This window comes from Clostridium estertheticum (assembly GCF_011065935.2).
Classification (GTDB): domain Bacteria; phylum Bacillota; class Clostridia; order Clostridiales; family Clostridiaceae; genus Clostridium_AD; species Clostridium_AD estertheticum_A.
On the sequence record NZ_JAAMNH020000001.1, the window covers coordinates 39625 to 56828 of the forward strand.

Sequence of the window (17204 nt, forward strand, 5' to 3'; positions counted from 1 at the left end):
AATGAGAATTGGAGTTTTATCACTTCAGGGTGGCGTAATAGAGCATATAAATCATATACATCAGCTTGGTCACGAGGGAGTAGAGATTAAGAAACTTGAAGATATGAAAGATTTACAGGGAATCATTTTACCAGGTGGTGAGAGTACAACAATAGGGAAACTTTTAAGTGAAAGAAAAATGCTTATGCCTTTAAGAGAGAAAATCATTTCAGGACTTCCTGTGTGGGGAACCTGTGCTGGTATGATACTGCTTGCTAAATATATTGAGGAATCCTCAGTTGAATATCTTAAAGTTATGGACATAAAAGTAAAGAGAAATGCATATGGAAGCCAAATACATAGCTTTAAAAGGAATGTTGTAATCAATGAGATTTCGAGTGAGCCAATACCATTAGTTTTTATTCGTGGCCCCTTAATCACAGAAGGTTTTAACGATGTTAAAATAATATGTACTGTTGATGGCAAAATTGTAGCAGTAAAACAAAAAAATATGTTAGCCACATCATTCCATCCTGAAATTACTGATAATTTAGAAGTTCATAAATATTTTGTAAATATGTGTAAATAAAACCTATGTGCTAGCACTTATTTGACATTATGAGCATATCAATTCACAGAGCTCACCCTAATTCTAAGAAAAACAATGCATTTTATAATATATTATACTCACAATAACAAAATATATATAATTACAAATTACAGGTTATATGTTAATATATATAAAGAAATAATTTTTTTGATTATTCAAAAAGTTTATAAAATATTATAAAATTTCTGATTGAAAATGAATTAGGGGGGGCTTTATGGATTTTAAACATTGGAATTTTAGGAAAAAACATGAAAGTAATGATATTTTACAAAAGGAAAAGAAAATTTCCAAACTGTTAAAAACAATTAAAAGTAAAAGTCAGCAGATGAGATCTTCTAAATTATCAAAAAATGCTAAAGATGAAAACAAAACAATAAAATCATTTAAAAGTGGAACAGCTAAAAAATCTTTGAAAAGCAATAATGAGAAAGGTATTTCCATTAGAAAGAAAATACCAATTCTTATGGGGACCTTAATAATTATATCCATGGTGGCGACTTCTATTTTTACTTACATAAAGTCATCAACTATCATATTTAAGCAAAGTGAAGCTGAAATGATGTCTGTTAATAAGGGAGCAATAGAAACAATTTCTGTTATGATAGAAAAGCAACAAGCACAGGTACAAGCCATAAGCAATGCGAAACAAATAATGGAAATCATGAGATTAAAGGATAAACCTGATGCAATTTCAGTGGGACAATATAAGAATGTAGTAAAAGAAAATAATGACAAGTTTTCTACATATATTTCTAATAATAAAGATGCTGAAAGAGTTTTTTTAGTTGATGTAAGTGGAAATATATTATCCGATAGTAATGGGGAAACTGTAGGAAAAAGTGTAGCAGATCAAGCTTACCATTCTATTAGCTCAAGTGGCGGACTAGTTATAAGTGAAACTATGAAATCTGAAATAACAGGAAATGCGATTATGGTGTTTACAAGTCCCGTATTATCCGAAGATAAATATGCCCAAACCTTAGGGTACGTAGCAGTAGCTGTATCCGCAGAAAGCTTTTCAAAGTATATGAAAAATGTAAGTGTATCTAATAGTAAATCCAGCTATGCTTATCTAATTGATGAAAAAGGCAAAATTATATATGATAAAAATAAAGATAAAATAGGAAAAGTTGTTGCAATTGCATCTATAAAGGATGTAGTGGACAGAGTTACAAAGGGACAAAAGGTTGCAGCTGGAACCTCCCAGTATACTTTCGAGGGAGTTAAAAATTTCTCGTCATATGGAATAATTCCAGTTACAAACTGGACGTTGGTTATTACTGGAGATATTAATGAGATTAGACAACCAGTGAGTCAAATGACATGGGGAATTTTAATAATAGCAGCGCTTATAGGTATATTTTCTATATTAATCGGTATATTTGCATCAAGAATAATAGTAAATCCATTAACGAAGGTAACACTACTCGTTGATAAAACTTCTAAATTGGATTTAAGCGAGGACAAGGATATAGAAGATTTAATTAAAACTAATGATGAAATCGGAACTATATCTAGAGCCATAGTTAATATGAGAAGGACATTAAAAGAGGTTGTACTTGATTTAATTGAGACCTCAGAAAATATAACGAGTAATGCGAATGCCGTTGAAGACCTTACAGATATATTAAAAGTAAAAGCAGAAGAAAGCTCTTTTGAAACTGAAAATTTATCAGCTGGAATGGAAGAAACAGCAGCCACAGCCCAGGAGATTTCTGCTTCTTCAGGAGAAATGAAAAATATGGTAAATACAATAGTGGAGAAGGCATCAGAAGGAATTAATATAGCCCAAAGCATTGTTAAAAAGGCAATGGGTATTACTGTTTCAACTACTGGATCTAAGAAAGAAACTGATAAGGTCTATAATGATGTTAAGAAGCAGTTAGAAGTTGCAATAGAGGGTTCAAGAGCCGTTGATGAAATACATGGTCTGGCATCCTCAATATTGCATATAACTAGCCAAACTAATTTGCTTGCACTAAATGCTGCTATCGAAGCTGCAAGAGCTGGAGACGCAGGAAGAGGTTTTGCAGTAGTAGCAGATGAGGTTAGAAAGCTGGCAGAGCAATCTGGAGCTACAGCAGCTAACATTCAAAATGTAGTTAAAGTAGTAAATACTTCTGTAAAAAATTTATCTGATAGTTCTACTAAAATGTTAGGTTTCGTGGATGATGAAATTTCTTTAAATTATGAGATTATCATGGATACAGGAAAAGAATATATTGATGATGCAGAGAATTTCAATAAATTCATGAAAGAATTTGATGAAACCGCACAACATTTAAATTCATCAATAAATGGAATTACTATAGCAATAGATCAAGTAGCAGGTACTGTTAATGAAGGCTCAGAAGGCATATTTAAAATATCGGACAAGAGCATTGATATAGTAAATAAAATGGAAGAAATAAAAAGCACTACTAGCGGAAACAAAATTAGTGCAGAAAAATTAAAAGATATAACCTCAAAATTTAAAATATAATAAAAAATAGGACTGAAAGATCATTTCAGTCCTATTTTTTCGCCTAAGGTTACAGAAGTTTCAAAACCTAATTGTGTTTGGGCGAGTATTTCCTTGCTAATTTTTACAACATCTTTTTTTAAGAATAGGATAACGGTGGAACCACCAAATTTGAAATATCCCTTTTCCTCTCCCTTTGTAACTTTAGAATCTGGAATATAATTTTGAATAATTGATCCTACGCAAGTAGCACCAACCTCCATATAAATAACATCTGAAAAATTATCTGAGTGAAATATACTCCATTCCCTTTTATTCTGACAAAATAGTTTTTTTACACTTTTTAAGGCTATTGGATTTACAGAATAATAATGACCACTAATTTTTGTTGTGTTGCCACATATGCCACTATCAATAAAATGAAACCTATGATAATCAGTGGGACATAATCTAAAAATTAAGCAAGTACCACCATTATACAAATTGTATACTTCATTATCTGCCATAAGTTCTTTAAGAGAATAAGTAAAGCCTTTTATTTGAACTAAATTATTTAGGTCAATATTTGAGTATGCGGAAAGCTTGCCGTCACAAGGTGAAATTAAAACATTATCATCACTTGGGATTATTCTGGCATCTGGATTTAATGCTCTTATAAAAAATTCGTTAAAAGAGGAATACTTCTCAGGCATCTTTTGGTATATAGACATATCAATATGAAAATCCTCAATAAAACCATCAATTTTTTTACAACTAAATCTTGTGTCACAGTAATAGCCATATAATTTTGAAAAAAGCTTTTTCTTAAGGAATAATTCAATTAGTCCTTTTCCTGCAGGAGAACTGTAAGACCAATTTAAATACTTTTCACCAGCTACCTTTTCAATTTCATATTTATTTTCTTTTCTATTGTAATATTTAATCATAAAATACCTCGTCTTTATAATTTATAGTTTTCCAGATTTTATTATAGAAATTAATAACCAAAAGCCCATAAATGCAGCAGTTACAAAACCAGTTATACCAATAATTGATATACTATATATTTTAGGGCCAATATTGGAGTTTAAAATTGTAGAGGAACCTATAATCATAGAGGAAATAATAAGTCCAAAAACTAATCTGTTTATACCCTTATTTATTTCATTTATAGGGGTACCTAAATTTTTATGCTCAAGTTGCAATTTCGCTCTTCCACTTATTAGACTATCAGATAATTCCATGATTTTCGAGGGAAGTTTAAAGGAGTCTTTTATAAATGCATAGGAACGGATAAGCAATGTATTAAGGTCTAAATTGGCTAATAGTGAAAATTTATTATTGGATTTAACGTAAGGAATAGCAATATCTATTATTTTTATATCCGGAGCAATACTGGCAATTACTCCTTCTAAAATTACAAGACCTCTTATTAGAAGTGTTAAATCACGAGGTAGCCGGATATTGTTTTGTTTTGCTATATCAAAAATTTCTGAGAGCATAACTGAAATCTGAATATTGTTTAGTGAAACTGAAAGGTAATTAACAAGAAGATAATCTAAATCCTCGTATAGTTTATTTCTATCTACATATCCTTTTTTTATTCCTATAGATAAGAGAGCTGAAATCATTTTGTTTATGTCATTAAAAGCCACCGCCGATATCATATCGTTTAGTGTGGCTTTTATAGAATTTGAGAGGCTTCCCATAATTCCAAAATCTATAAAGCAAATTTTACCTTCACATATGAATATATTTCCAGGATGTGGATCACCGTGAAAAAAACCATCTTCTAGCACTTGTTTTAGATAAGACAGTGCTAATTTTTTACCTAAATCATCAAGATCATATGAGCCAATCAGAAGTTTTTCCATATCGTCTACTTTAAAACCATAAACTCGTTCCATAGTTAAAACCCTGGTACTACACAATTCTTCAACCACATAAGGCGTATATAAAAATACAACATCCTTGTTGAAAACTTTAAAATTATTTATATTTTTAGCTTCATTGTTAAAATCAAGTTCAAGCTGCGTGATTAAAAGGATTTCATGTAAGGCTTCTTCTGGATCGATAAGTGCTTCAGAAAATCTTGCCTTTGTAAGCTTTACTAGGCGAACAAGTATAGAGATATCCAGTTTCATCTTTTCTGCAATATCTGGTCTTTGTATTTTTACTACAACCTCTCTACCGTCTTTTAATATAGCTTTATGTACTTGAGAAATAGATGCTGAGGCTAGTGGTTTTTCATTAAACTTTTCAAAACACTCAGTTGTTGATATTGCAAATTCATCAAAAAATACTTTGTTTATGGTTTCAATATTTTCTGGAGCCACATTATCTTGGAGCTTTGAAAGCTCTGCTATATAATCTGGGGATAATAAATCTGGCCTTGTACTAAGTATTTGGCCGATTTTTATAAAAGTAGGACCAAGCTCTTCAAAGGCTTTCCTTAAATTTTCAGGGCGTTTATTTTGTTTGTTAAACCTAGAGTCTACAAAATATCCAAAGCCATAGGAGCCAAGAACTTTAATAATTTCTCTAAATCGATTAACAGATTTTCGTCGCATTTTATACCTCACTTAAATCATCACCTGCGGTGCTGAAATGTCGTTAAAGTGAAAAGTCCTAGAGCTAATAGTAGGACTTTCATTTTACGTGCAATATTTATTTATGGAAGAGTTATCTCTAAATGTGCTAACCTTTTATCTAGTTTTTCAATATCTTCTTTAGTTGCAAAGTTCATCTCTTTTAGGAGTAAAATCATATCTTCTTTTGTAAGAGGGGTGTGTTCTTTTTTGAAAGTAGGACCTCCATCTTTTTTTTCTCTTATGTTTCTTTTTAGTTCTTCAGACAGATCTTTGCCCTCCTCTAAGGTTATCTTACCCTTTTTTACAAAATCATCTATTAGATTTGTAGCTTTTTCATAAGTGTAAGCTGCAGATCCAAGTCCAGCTAGGAAAAAATTTTTGATATCGTTATTCAATCAAAACACCTCCAATTAATAGTATATAATCTACATTATATACTATTTTATGTATTAAAATACGAATAATAAAATAACACCCTCAATTTTTAATATTAAGGGTGTTAATTGACTATTATATAGGCTCACTATCAGTTTCATTTCTCACCTGATTTACAGAGGGATTTTGTTTTTTGTTTTTAATAAATTCTTCAGCAATTTGAGGAAAAGCCAGGTAGGATAATATGTCCTCCTCACTAGTAGTTAAATCCTTTAGATACTCTTTTGCATTTTCAAAGGCTGGTTCTAGTGTATCCGCATATCTTCCAACTATAGGCTTTTCGTTGCCTAGTGCTTTTTCTAAAAGCTCTGTATTGATTGGTCCAGGTGCTAGGCCGTATTCGCCCCTGCAATAGGATTTAACTTCTTTTAATATCATTTTATATCTTTCTCCAGTTAAAATGTTCATTGTAGCTTGAGTACCAACCATTTGACTCATAGGAGTTACTAGTGGTGGGAATCCTAAATCTTCTCGGACCCTAGGTACTTCGGCTAGAACCGCATCTAGTTTATCAATAGAGTTTTGCACCTTAAGTTGTGAAATCATGTTAGAAAGCATACCACCAGGAACTTGATTAGTTAGTCCTTCTGGCTGAGGAGTTAAAACTATTGGGTCCAATAATCCAGAGGTTAAAACTTCTTTTTTTATAGGCTTAAAAAAATCATTTATGTATTTAAGTTTTGTGGCATCTAGCCCAGTATCATAACCAGCAGTAACTAGTGCTTGATGCATAGTTTCTGTAGGTGGCTGAGAAGTTCCACTAGAGAAACTTGAAATGGCACAATCAATACCAGTAGCACCAGCTTCGATTGCCTTATAGCAAGACATTTCAGCTAGTCCATTTGTACAATGAGAATGAAGGTATATAGGTATTTTTACGGTTTCCACCATTGCCTTAACCACATCATAGGCAATGCTTGGCATAATAAGGCCCGCCATATCCTTAATACATATAGAATCAGCACCCATTTCTTCAAGATTTTTAGCAAGTTTTGCATAATTACCAGCATCATGGATGGGGCTAACAGTGTAAACTATAGCACCTTGAGCATGTGCTCCTTGTTTTTTAGTTTCATCCATAGCAACTTTTATGTTTGACAAGTCATTTAGAGCATCAAATATTCTTACTATATCTATACCATGATATACAGACATTTTAACAAATCGTCTTACTACGTCATCAGGATAATGTTTGTAACCTAATATATTTTGACCGCGAAGAAGCATTTGCAGTGGAGTTTTTTTAGCTATACTTTTTATTTTTTGGAGCCTTTCCCAGGGATCTTCATTCAAATATCTTAAACAAGAATCAAAGGTAGCCCCTCCCCAACATTCTAATGAATGATAACCTGCATTATCTAAAGCAGGAAGTATAGGCGCAAAAGCTTCAAATTGTAATCTTGTAGCAATCAAGGATTGGTTGGCATCCCTAAGGACCGTCTCTGTTATACCGATTTTTTTCATTTAGTCACCTCATAATTTAATATCTTTTATTGATAGTTTAGCATATAAACTTATAAAAATCATGCAATAAATCATTTATATTTCAGAAAACATGGATTTGTCTTGCAATTTACATTTCAATTTAATAATTATATAATTTCAGGTTTTAGACATCAGTAGGTTGACATAATTATAAAAGTGTAATAGAATATTATGGTACAATTAAATTTGCACCCGTAGCTCAGTAGGATAGAGCGTCCCCCTCCTAAGGGGAAGGCCGGAGGTTCGACTCCTCTCGTGTGCACCAAGAAACTAGCAAAGTTTAATACTTTGCTAGTTTTTTTATTTCCTTGGAAATTTTAAAAAAATAATTGTTTAATCTCATTACTTAAATTTTATAGACTATATGCCATAGCTATTAAATAAAAGTATATAATGTATTGAAAGTCTAATAGATAACAAGTATAATATAAATAATGAAAACTAATAAACAATGATTAGTTATAAGGCGAAGGGGTTTACATGAAAAACTATTTTATTCATGAATCATTAAAGGAAGCAAAACGATCATTATTATTACATGAAGTGCCAGTAGGTGCAGTTATAGTTAAAGACAACAAAATAATTGCAAGAGCTCATAATATGAGAGAGACTCTTCAAGATGCCACCGCTCATGCAGAAATTTTGGCTATAAAAAAAGCTTGTGAGGTAATAGGCAGTTGGAGATTAACTGGATGTGATATGTATGTGACTTTAGAACCATGTCCTATGTGTGCAGGGGCTATATTACAGTCTAGAATAAATAAATTATATATAGGCATGTTTGATCCTAGTGTAGGTGCCTGTGGTTCAGTTATAAATCTAATTCAAAATGATGCATTAAATCACTGGACAGAAATAAATTGGTTATACAATGAGGAATGTGGTAATTTATTGACTGATTTTTTTAAAGATAAAAGATAAGTTGAAAGGAGATAAATATTATGGATGGCAATATAAATAATGAAATAATGGATAAACTTACAAAAGTATGTTTATGTAAAGCTATACCAAGATCTACAATAAAGAAGGCTATACAAAATGGCGCAACAACTGTGGAAGAAGTTCAAAAAGCTACAGGAGCAGGGTCAGGTGGTTGCAAAGGTCATAGGTGTACTCCTAAGATAGAGGAACTTTTAAAAAGTCAATTGGGGAACTAGTAACATAGGTTGATAGTTTAAGAAATTTAGAAATTGAGTCTATAATAATAAAAGCGGAGCCAAACAGGTTTCGTTTTTTATTTTTTTGAAGATTATTTATTGTAATGTGGTTTAACCTATAAAATAAAAGTTTTTTTATTAGCATAAAAAACATTTTTTACATGTTGACAACGATATCATAATATACTAGGATGAACATAAGCGAAAGCAAATGAAACTAAAACAAATATAAACAAACATTATTCTTATTCCAAATATGGTAAAAGGAAGTTTTTAAATTATGTTTGCAGAACAAAGAAAATCAAAAATATTAGATAGTTTAAATAAAAATGGAAAAGTAAAAGTGTGTGATTTATCCAAGACTTATGAAGTATCGGAAGTTACCATTAGACGTGATCTTCAAGAATTAGAAGAGGCGGAACTTATAAAAAGAGTACATGGTGGAGCAGTGCTAAATGATAATACTAAATTTGAACCTACTTTTTCAGAAAAGATAGACAAGTTTTATGATGAGAAAGAATCTGTAGGAAAGCTTGCAGCATCCATGATAGTGGATGGGGATACAATAGTTTTAGACGCAGGTACCACTACTCTTAATATTGCTAGGCACATAACTGCAAAAAACATAACGGTGTTAACAAATTCTGTGGATATAGCCTTTGAGCTTTATAAAAAACAGAATGTGGAGGTAATTGTTACTGGTGGTACATTGCGATGGGAAACTAGAGCGCTGGTAGGACCTGTAGCAGATAATACATTTAAAAATTTCAGGGTAGATAAAGCTTTTATAGGCGCCAACGGTGTATGTATTATTAATGGACTTACCACACCAAATATTATAGAAGCCACTACTAAAAGAGAAATGATAAAAATAGCAAGGAAAATTATTGTAGTATGTGACCATACTAAGTTTGACAAAGTTTCCTTTGCTAAAATCGTTGACCTAGATAGTATTGATATAATTATTACAGATAACCAATTAGAGGATGAATTAATAGAAAAATTTGAAGAAAAAGATATAAAAGTTATCAAAGCAAAATAAATTGGGGTGATAAAATGATAATAACAATGACTCTAAACCCAGCTTTAGACAAAACTATTGAGATAGACAGATTTAAAATTGATACTGTTAATAGAATCGTGTCTACAAGAGTTGATGCTGGAGGAAAAGGTATCAATGTATCTAAAGTTATTAAGGAGTTAAAGCATAAAAGTATAGCTTTAGGTTTTTTAGGTGGAAGCAGTGGAAATCAAATAAAAAATTATTTAGATGATTTAAATATTGATAATAGTTTTTTAACTGTAAAAGGAGAAACTAGAACTAATCTAAAAATCTTTGATAAGGTTAATAATACACATACAGATATAAACGAAAATGGGCCTAGTTTAGGAGAAAAAGATATCATTAATATAAAACAGAAAATTATGGAGCATTGCAAAGGTGATTCTATAGTAGTTCTTTCAGGCAGTGTGCCAAGTGGAGTGAGTACCTCCATATATGCTGACATAATTAAAAGCATAAAAATCAAGGGTGGCAAGGTTATATTAGATGCAGAAGGCGAAATGCTAATGCAAGGAATTAAAGCTGGCCCATATATGGTAAAACCAAATATAGACGAACTTGAAAAAGCCTTTGATATAAGAATTAATAGCGAAGATGAAGTTATTGAAACTGCTAAAAAAATATTGGAGTATGGAGTAAAATATGTAGTAATTTCATTAGGGTCAGAGGGGTCCATATTCATAAGTGGCGATAAGGTAGCAAAAGTAAAGGGAATAAAGGTAGAAGTTAAGAGTACAGTGGGGGCTGGTGATTCTATGGTTGCAGCTTTGGCTGTAGCAGTTCAGGAAGGCTATAGTTTTGAACAAGCTGTAAAACTAGCCTGTGCAACAAGTACAGCGAATGTAATGACTGAAGGAACTCAAACAGGTAGATTCGTTGACATAGAGAGGCTGAAAAAGGAAATAACTATAAATTATATAACGAAAGGATGATTTTATTATTAAAAAAGGATATTATTGTTAAAGAAACATATTAATGAATACTTCAGCAGTGCATTAATGAATTTAGTCATTGTTTATACATGCACAATAGGGTAAAATATATATATGCGAACTTTAAAAAAAATAAATTGGTTTAAGCTAAACTATGAAAAAAAGGAGATGTCTTTATGTACGAAGCAGAAATCGTGTTGATGAATGAGCAAGGTTTGCATGCAAGACCAGCAAGCATTGTGGCTAAAAAAGCATCTAAGTTTACTTCTCATATAACTTTAATCAAGGACGGAAAAGAGTATAATGCAAAAAGTATAATAAACATATTAAGTATGGCAGCTTCAAAAGGTGATAAAATTAAAATTGTAGCATCTGGAGACGATGAAACAAAGGCAGTAGAAGAATTGAAAATAGTAATTGAGAAAGAAATCGTAGAACTTTAAAAAGTAATGATTTATAAACAATATAAAGTAAAATTCACTCCTAGGCCAGTAAAATACTTAAATTTGCTGCAAGGAGTGAATTTCGCTTATAAGGAGGTAATTTAGTGAAGGGTATTGGAGTTTCACCAGGAATAGTAATAGGAAAAGTTTTATTAAAAGAAGAAAAGAAAATTATTATAGAGAAAAAAGATATTATAAGTTGTGAAGAGGAAATTAAAAGATATAAGGTGGCTATGGAAAATAGCAAAAGTGAAATCCAGGATATATATAATAATGTGTTAAAAAACATAGGCGAAAATGAAGCTACAATATTTGAAGCTCATTTAATGATACTCGAGGATCCAGAAATGCTTGAGCAAATTGAGAAAAAAATTAAAGATGATAAAGTTAATGCGGAGTGGGCACTAAAAGAGATTTCAGAAATGTTCATAGCTATGTTTGATGCTATGGATAATGAATATATGAAAGAAAGAGCAGCAGACATAAAGGACGTAACATCGAGACTTATGAAAAAGCTGTTGAATATTGAAGAGGTTAACTTTGGACAGTTAGCTAATGAAGTCATAATTGTGGCCCGTGATTTAACTCCTTCCGATACATCACAGATAGACAAAAAAAAGGTCTTAGGTTTTATAACAGAAATTGGTGGAAGAACTTCACACTCTGCTATAATGGCTAGAACTTTAGAAATACCTGCAATAGTCGCAGTAAAAGATATAACCCATAACGTTAAAAATGGAGATTTAATAGTTTTTGATGGTGAAGAAGGATTAATATTTGTTAATCCAGAAGAAAAAATAGTAAATAAATATGAAGAGAAAAAGGCAGAATATAATAAATCTCAAAAAGAGTTACAGCTATTAATAGGAAAAGAAAGCATCACTACTGATGGGATAAAAGTAGAATTATCTGCAAATATTGGAACTCCAAAGGATTTGGAGAGTGTTTTAAATAATGATGCTGAAGGCATAGGCTTATATAGATCTGAATTTTTGTACATGGATAGGACATCAGCACCAACTGAAGAGGAACAGTACGAAGCCTACAAGGAAGTCGCGCAGAAGATGAAAAATAAACCTGTAGTTATTAGAACACTAGATGTTGGTGGAGATAAGGAATTAGATTATTTAAATCTACCTAAGGAAATGAATCCTTTTCTAGGATATAGAGCTATAAGAGTTTGTTTGGATAAGGTAGATATATTTAAAACTCAATTAAGGGCAATACTAAGAGCTAGTGCCTATGGAAATATTAAAATAATGTTTCCAATGATTTCTAGTATTGAAGAATTAAGAGCAGCAAAGGCGATTTTAGAAGAAGTAAAAAATGAATTGAACAGTGAAAATATAGCATTTAATGAAAAACTAGAAGTGGGAATTATGGTAGAAATACCTGCAGCTGCTATTATTTCAGATTTATTTGCTAAAGAGGTAGACTTTTTTAGTATAGGAACTAATGATCTTATTCAATACACAACTGCAGTAGATAGAATGAATGAAAAAATATCTCATTTGTATAATCCATTTCATCCTGCATTACTAAGACTAGTAAAAACGGTTATAGATAATGCTCATAGTGAAAGTAAATGGGTAGGTATGTGTGGAGAAGTAGCGGGAGATCCTAAACTAATTCCTATTTTAATTGGAATGGGCCTGGATGAATTTAGTATGAGTCCTATATCAATCTTAAGGGCAAGAGGGATTATTAGAAATATATCTCAGGAGAAAATGAGAGATTTAGCGAATCAAGTTATTAAACTACCTACAGCCGAGGAAGTTGAGAAATTCATAGAAAAAAATATAAATGTAAAACATTAAATAGTGACTTTTTAACATATAGGTAACTCCAGAATTATGGAGTTACCTATTTTTCATTGTATTAAATGGGTATTTATACAATGAAAAATAAATTTAACTTAATATAAATAAGAATATTGTTAATATTCTAACAAATTCAGAATGTGGAGGAATTGATATTAGATATGAAAGTAAGACGAAGCTCTACCTATTAGAAAATCACATAAAAATCCACATATAACCAAAATATATGAGGAGTTTTTAGTGGCACCTGGTAGTCATTTAAGTCACAAGTTATTGCATACTGAGTATAGAAAAAGAAGTAAACTTTAAATATTTGTCTTTACTTTTTTATCATAGTGGGACACAATTAATATTAGATTAATTATAGAGGATCAAGTTTAATTTAAAACTTGATTCTTTTATTTGTTTTTATTAGTATTTTTTAAGCAATGTACAAAATAGCAATATAAAGGAGGGCTTAATTATGAATCCAATAGCTTTTAATATATTTGGATTAGATATCAGATGGTATGGTATTTTTATTGCAACGGGAATGATGGTTGGAATTGTATTAGCTAATTTTACTTCTAAGTTAAAGAATCTTAATTATGATGAACTTTTAAATATTACTTTAATATCTTTTCCTATAGCTATTATCGGAGCTAGAGCTTACTATGTAATATTTGAATTTAACCAATATAAGGATAATCTAATAGAAGTATTCAATATACGCCAAGGTGGGCTTGCCATACATGGTGGAATTATATTTGGTATGATAGCAGCGTTAATATATACAAGGTATAAAAAAGAGAATCTTTTAGAATTTGCAGATGTAGCAGCACCATCTATAATTATTGGGCAGGCTATAGGAAGATGGGGAAACTTCTTTAATAGTGAGGCCCATGGTGGACCAGTTACTCAAACTTTTATAAGCAAATTTCCTGATTTTATACAAAAGGGAATGCTAATAGATGGAGTTTATTATCATCCGACCTTTCTTTATGAATCAATTTGGAATGTGATAGTATGTTTATTATTGATTTATTTATTGTCAAAAACATTTAAACGTGGAACTGTTTTTTTTAGCTATATAGGATTATATTCTTTAGGAAGATTCTTTATAGAGGGACTCCGAACTGATAGTTTAATGTTTGCAGGTATAAGGGTAGCACAACTAATAAGCTTAACAGGAATTGCACTATGGATTATATTCCTTGTAATTAATTATAAAAGGAAGACTTTAGAATAATTTCAATGCTTGGGATAACTTTCAAGAACATTTAAATAAAAAACTATTGAAATTACTACTTATTAATAGTATAATTGATTTTGTTGCACTACTTTCGTGTTAACAAAACACAATATACTTTATGGAGAGATGTCCGAGTGGCTTAAGGAGCACGCCTGGAAAGCGTGTGTAGGGGAAACTCTACCGAGGGTTCGAATCCCTCTCTTTCCGCCAGTTTATATTTCCGTACTAGCCGGGGAGTCAGCGGTGCCCTGTAACCTGCAACCCGCTACAGCAGGGGTGAATTCCTCGCTTAGGTTATAAAATGTGTGGTCTGACCTATATAAGTGGCGTTGAGAACTGGGCCCCACGCAATGGAAACTCATGAACCCCGTCAGGTCCGGAAGGAAGCAGCGGTAAGTGAACATTTCCATGTGCCGTGGGTCAACCTGGTTTGAGTTAACTGTATAGGTAACGCGCATAGTTTATTAATCGAAGCGAGGTGTACGGTCTACATAAGAATTATAAGATGCCTATTAGGTATCTTTTTTTTATTTACCTGAAATTACAAAGTTATAACCACATTTCGGAAGGAAAGCCTCCATATTCTATAAGAACAAATGAATTAAATTACAATTAATTGGTAAATATATTTAAAGTCATGATAATTCATGATTTTGTTTTTTTTTATAAATATAAACTAATAAATTGATTTAAATGATATAATTATTTATGGAGTAAATACAAATTTTAATATTTGTATTTACAATTAATAAAGATTTTTAATAGAAGTAAATACTATTACTTAAAAGAGGTGAAATTTGTGGCATATAAGGCTTTATATAGAGAATGGAGACCAAAAACTTTTCAAGATGTAGTAGGTCAAGAGCATGTTACTATAACCTTAAAAAATCAAATAAATAACCAAAGGATAGCTCATGCATATCTTTTATGCGGAACAAGAGGAACAGGAAAGACATCCACGGCTAAAATCCTGGCAAAAGCGGTTAACTGCACAAATTCGGATCATGGAGAGCCTTGCAATGTATGTGATATGTGTGTCAAGATAAACTCAGGAACAGCAATAGATGTTACTGAGATAGATGCAGCATCCCATAATGGAGTAGATAATATCCGGGATATAATTGAAGATGTTCAATATCCGCCTCAGGAAGCTAAGTATAAAGTTTATATAATAGATGAGGTTCATATGTTATCCATAGGAGCAGTTAATGCTTTCTTAAAGACCCTGGAGGAACCACCAAGTAATATAATATTTATATTAGCCACAACTGATCCTCAAAAACTGCCAATAACTATATTATCTAGATGTCAAAGATTTGACTTTAAAAGAATAAAAAGTGCAGATATATTTGAAAGACTTAGAAAAATTGCTACGGAGCAAGGGGTTTTTGTGGAAGATAATAGTTTGAAATTAATATCAAGGGTTTCCGATGGAGCGATGAGAGATGCCTTAAGTATTTTAGATCAAGCAATATCAATGAATGAAGACAAGGTAGAGTACGATAGTGTTATCGATATGCTAGGCCTTGTAACCTCTGAGGGTCTTACAATACTTTCAGACAGTATAATAGATAGAAATATTGAAGCTGCGATGAAGAGTATAAATGAAATAGTTTATAGTGGTAAGGATATATATGTATTTATAAAAGATATGACTACTCATATGAGAAATCTGCTCATGGCTAAAGTAAGTGAAGATGTAGAAGACATTTTAGATATGTCTAGTGAAAATATAATCATTTTAAAAAAACAAGCAGCTAAAATAAGAGTAGAAGAAATTATGAGGAATATAAAGATACTACAAGATGCAGAGGAACAAGCTAAATGGAGCAAACAAAATAGAATTTATTTAGAACTTGCAGTTATTAAAATGTGCAAAATAGAATATGATACATCAAAAGAAGTGTTATTAGCTAGAATAAACAAATTGGAAGAAGTAATAAAACAAGGAAAGATAACTGTAGCTTGTGAAAGCGTAACTCCTAGTGTTTCTGAAAAGAATGGTGGAAAAAAAGAAAATAAGCCAAATAAAAAAGCACAAATAAGACCAGTGCAAACTCATAATCCTAATTCTACGTTAACCGTAGAAACTGTTAAAAAGTCTTTTAAGGATATTTTAGACATGTTTAAAGCACGAAGACATATGGTTATATATGCTTCTTTACTGACAGGAGAAATTGCATCTTGCCAAGGGGGCGTAATAGAGCTAAGTTATGAAAAACAATATGCCTTTAATAAAATTAGACTAGATAAAGAAGAAAATAGAAATATAATAGAAGAAATATTTTCTGAATCACTAAAAGAACCAGTAAAAATAAAATATACTGTAGAAGCTGATGAAAAAGAGGTAAGATCACCAGAGGACATACTAATAGAAACATTTGGAGAAGATCTTGTGGAAATACTAGATGAATAGCTATGTTAATAGATAAATAGAACTAGGTTACTATAATTAATATATTTATAAAAAATATTTACTATTTTAATGGAAATTATTATAGGTATTAGTATATAATAATATAGAAAAGCTATTGTTAATTAGCAATATATATCCTTTTAGATTATAAAGATTTAAATTAATATTAATTTTTTTGTTATGAATCTAGAGGATATAAATATAATAATATTAAGGTGAATAACTAATAAATAGGAGGTAACTATTATGGCAAAAGGTGGATTTCCAGGTATGGGTGGAAATATGAATAGTCTAATGAAACAAGCACAAAAATTTCAACAACAAATGGAAGAAATGCAAAAGGATTTAGGAGATAAAAGATTTGAGGCATCCGTTGGTGGTGGAGCAGTAACTGCAATAGCTAATGGAAAGAGGCAACTTGTTGATGTAAAGATAAAACCAGAAGTAATAGATCCAGATGATGTTGAAATGCTACAAGATTTAATTATGAGTGCTTGCAATGAAGCACTGAAAAAAGCAGAAGATGAAACAAGTAGTGAAATGGGTAAATTAACAGGTGGATTTAACATGCCAGGAATGTTTTAGTAAACAGTAGAGTAAAA

The 17204-nt window shown here is 31.3% G+C and carries 15 protein-coding genes, 2 tRNA genes, 1 other RNA gene and 1 pseudogene; 15 read left to right on the forward strand and 4 right to left on the reverse strand.

Annotation, left to right across the window (positions count from 1 at the left end; translation table 11 throughout):
• Position 1: 1 nt before the first annotated feature.
• Both pdxT and G9F72_RS00210 read left to right on the forward strand, forming a co-directional pair.
• The gene (gene pdxT, locus G9F72_RS00205) at positions 2 to 568 is read left to right on the forward strand and encodes a pyridoxal 5'-phosphate synthase glutaminase subunit PdxT (RefSeq protein ID WP_164959933.1); all 567 of its coding nucleotides are present in this window, start codon (positions 2 to 4) and stop codon (positions 566 to 568) included.
• 235 nt (positions 569 to 803) lie between these two features.
• Positions 804 to 3071 (forward strand): methyl-accepting chemotaxis protein, encoded by a 2268-nt coding sequence (locus tag G9F72_RS00210; RefSeq protein WP_164959934.1) that lies wholly within the window; start codon positions 804 to 806, stop codon positions 3069 to 3071.
• Positions 3072 to 3091: 20 nt separating this feature from the next.
• On the opposite strand, the gene G9F72_RS00215 is transcribed toward G9F72_RS00210, so the two are convergent.
• The 4 genes from G9F72_RS00215 to G9F72_RS00230 form a co-directional block, all read right to left on the reverse strand.
• Positions 3092 to 3976 (reverse strand): phosphatidylserine decarboxylase, encoded by an 885-nt coding sequence (locus G9F72_RS00215; protein WP_164959935.1) that lies wholly within the window; start codon positions 3974 to 3976, stop codon positions 3092 to 3094.
• A 21-nt stretch (positions 3977 to 3997) separates the two neighbouring features.
• On the reverse strand, positions 3998 to 5599 hold the full coding sequence (locus G9F72_RS00220) for an ABC1 kinase family protein (protein ID WP_164959936.1): 1602 nt from the start codon (positions 5597 to 5599) through the stop codon (positions 3998 to 4000).
• A gap of 101 nt (positions 5600 to 5700) precedes the next feature.
• Positions 5701 to 6015 (reverse strand): phasin family protein, encoded by a 315-nt coding sequence (locus tag G9F72_RS00225; protein WP_164959937.1) that lies wholly within the window; start codon positions 6013 to 6015, stop codon positions 5701 to 5703.
• Positions 6016 to 6130: 115 nt separating this feature from the next.
• Positions 6131 to 7519, reverse strand: coding sequence for a pyruvate carboxylase subunit B (locus tag G9F72_RS00230; protein ID WP_164959938.1), 1389 nt, complete (start codon positions 7517 to 7519; stop codon positions 6131 to 6133).
• 209 nt (positions 7520 to 7728) lie between these two features.
• On the opposite strand from G9F72_RS00230, the gene G9F72_RS00235 reads away from it, so the two are divergent.
• The 13 genes and pseudogenes from G9F72_RS00235 (at position 7729) to G9F72_RS00295 (ending at position 17187) form a co-directional block, all read left to right on the forward strand.
• Positions 7729 to 7805: transfer RNA gene (locus G9F72_RS00235), tRNA-Arg, on the forward strand.
• A gap of 215 nt (positions 7806 to 8020) precedes the next feature.
• A complete protein-coding gene (locus G9F72_RS00240) occupies positions 8021 to 8461 on the forward strand; it encodes a nucleoside deaminase (RefSeq protein ID WP_164959939.1) in 441 nt (146 codons plus the stop codon).
• Between the two features lie 20 nt (positions 8462 to 8481).
• Entirely contained in the window at positions 8482 to 8697 is a 216-nt protein-coding gene (locus G9F72_RS00245) for a (2Fe-2S)-binding protein (RefSeq protein ID WP_164959940.1), read from the forward strand.
• Positions 8698 to 8977: 280 nt separating this feature from the next.
• Positions 8978 to 9739, forward strand: a complete 762-nt coding sequence (locus G9F72_RS00250) for a DeoR/GlpR family DNA-binding transcription regulator (RefSeq protein ID WP_164959941.1) — start codon at positions 8978 to 8980, stop codon at positions 9737 to 9739.
• 14 nt (positions 9740 to 9753) lie between these two features.
• Positions 9754 to 10692: a 1-phosphofructokinase gene (gene pfkB / locus G9F72_RS00255; protein ID WP_164959942.1), complete on the forward strand. Its 939-nt coding sequence runs from the start codon at positions 9754 to 9756 to the stop codon at positions 10690 to 10692.
• A gap of 176 nt (positions 10693 to 10868) precedes the next feature.
• Complete coding sequence (locus G9F72_RS00260) at positions 10869 to 11135, forward strand: HPr family phosphocarrier protein (protein ID WP_164959943.1); 267 nt, start codon at positions 10869 to 10871, stop codon at positions 11133 to 11135.
• Between the two features lie 104 nt (positions 11136 to 11239).
• Complete coding sequence (gene ptsP / locus G9F72_RS00265) at positions 11240 to 12952, forward strand: phosphoenolpyruvate--protein phosphotransferase (RefSeq protein WP_164959944.1); 1713 nt, start codon at positions 11240 to 11242, stop codon at positions 12950 to 12952.
• 186 nt (positions 12953 to 13138) lie between these two features.
• A pseudogene (locus G9F72_RS00270) lies at positions 13139 to 13264 on the forward strand (iron hydrogenase small subunit); the annotation flags it as partial.
• A gap of 154 nt (positions 13265 to 13418) precedes the next feature.
• Positions 13419 to 14183 carry a prolipoprotein diacylglyceryl transferase gene (gene lgt, locus G9F72_RS00275; RefSeq protein ID WP_164959945.1) on the forward strand — a complete coding sequence of 255 codons (765 nt, stop codon included), beginning with the start codon at positions 13419 to 13421 and terminating at the stop codon, positions 14181 to 14183.
• A gap of 123 nt (positions 14184 to 14306) precedes the next feature.
• Positions 14307 to 14396: transfer RNA gene (locus G9F72_RS00280), tRNA-Ser, on the forward strand.
• Positions 14397 to 14406: 10 nt separating this feature from the next.
• Positions 14407 to 14672, forward strand: an RNA gene (ffs, locus tag G9F72_RS00285) — signal recognition particle sRNA large type.
• A gap of 313 nt (positions 14673 to 14985) precedes the next feature.
• On the forward strand, positions 14986 to 16602 hold the full coding sequence (gene dnaX / locus G9F72_RS00290) for a DNA polymerase III subunit gamma/tau (protein ID WP_164959946.1): 1617 nt from the start codon (positions 14986 to 14988) through the stop codon (positions 16600 to 16602).
• 246 nt (positions 16603 to 16848) lie between these two features.
• Positions 16849 to 17187 (forward strand): YbaB/EbfC family nucleoid-associated protein, encoded by a 339-nt coding sequence (locus G9F72_RS00295; RefSeq protein ID WP_164959947.1) that lies wholly within the window; start codon positions 16849 to 16851, stop codon positions 17185 to 17187.
• Positions 17188 to 17204 lie beyond the last annotated feature (17 nt).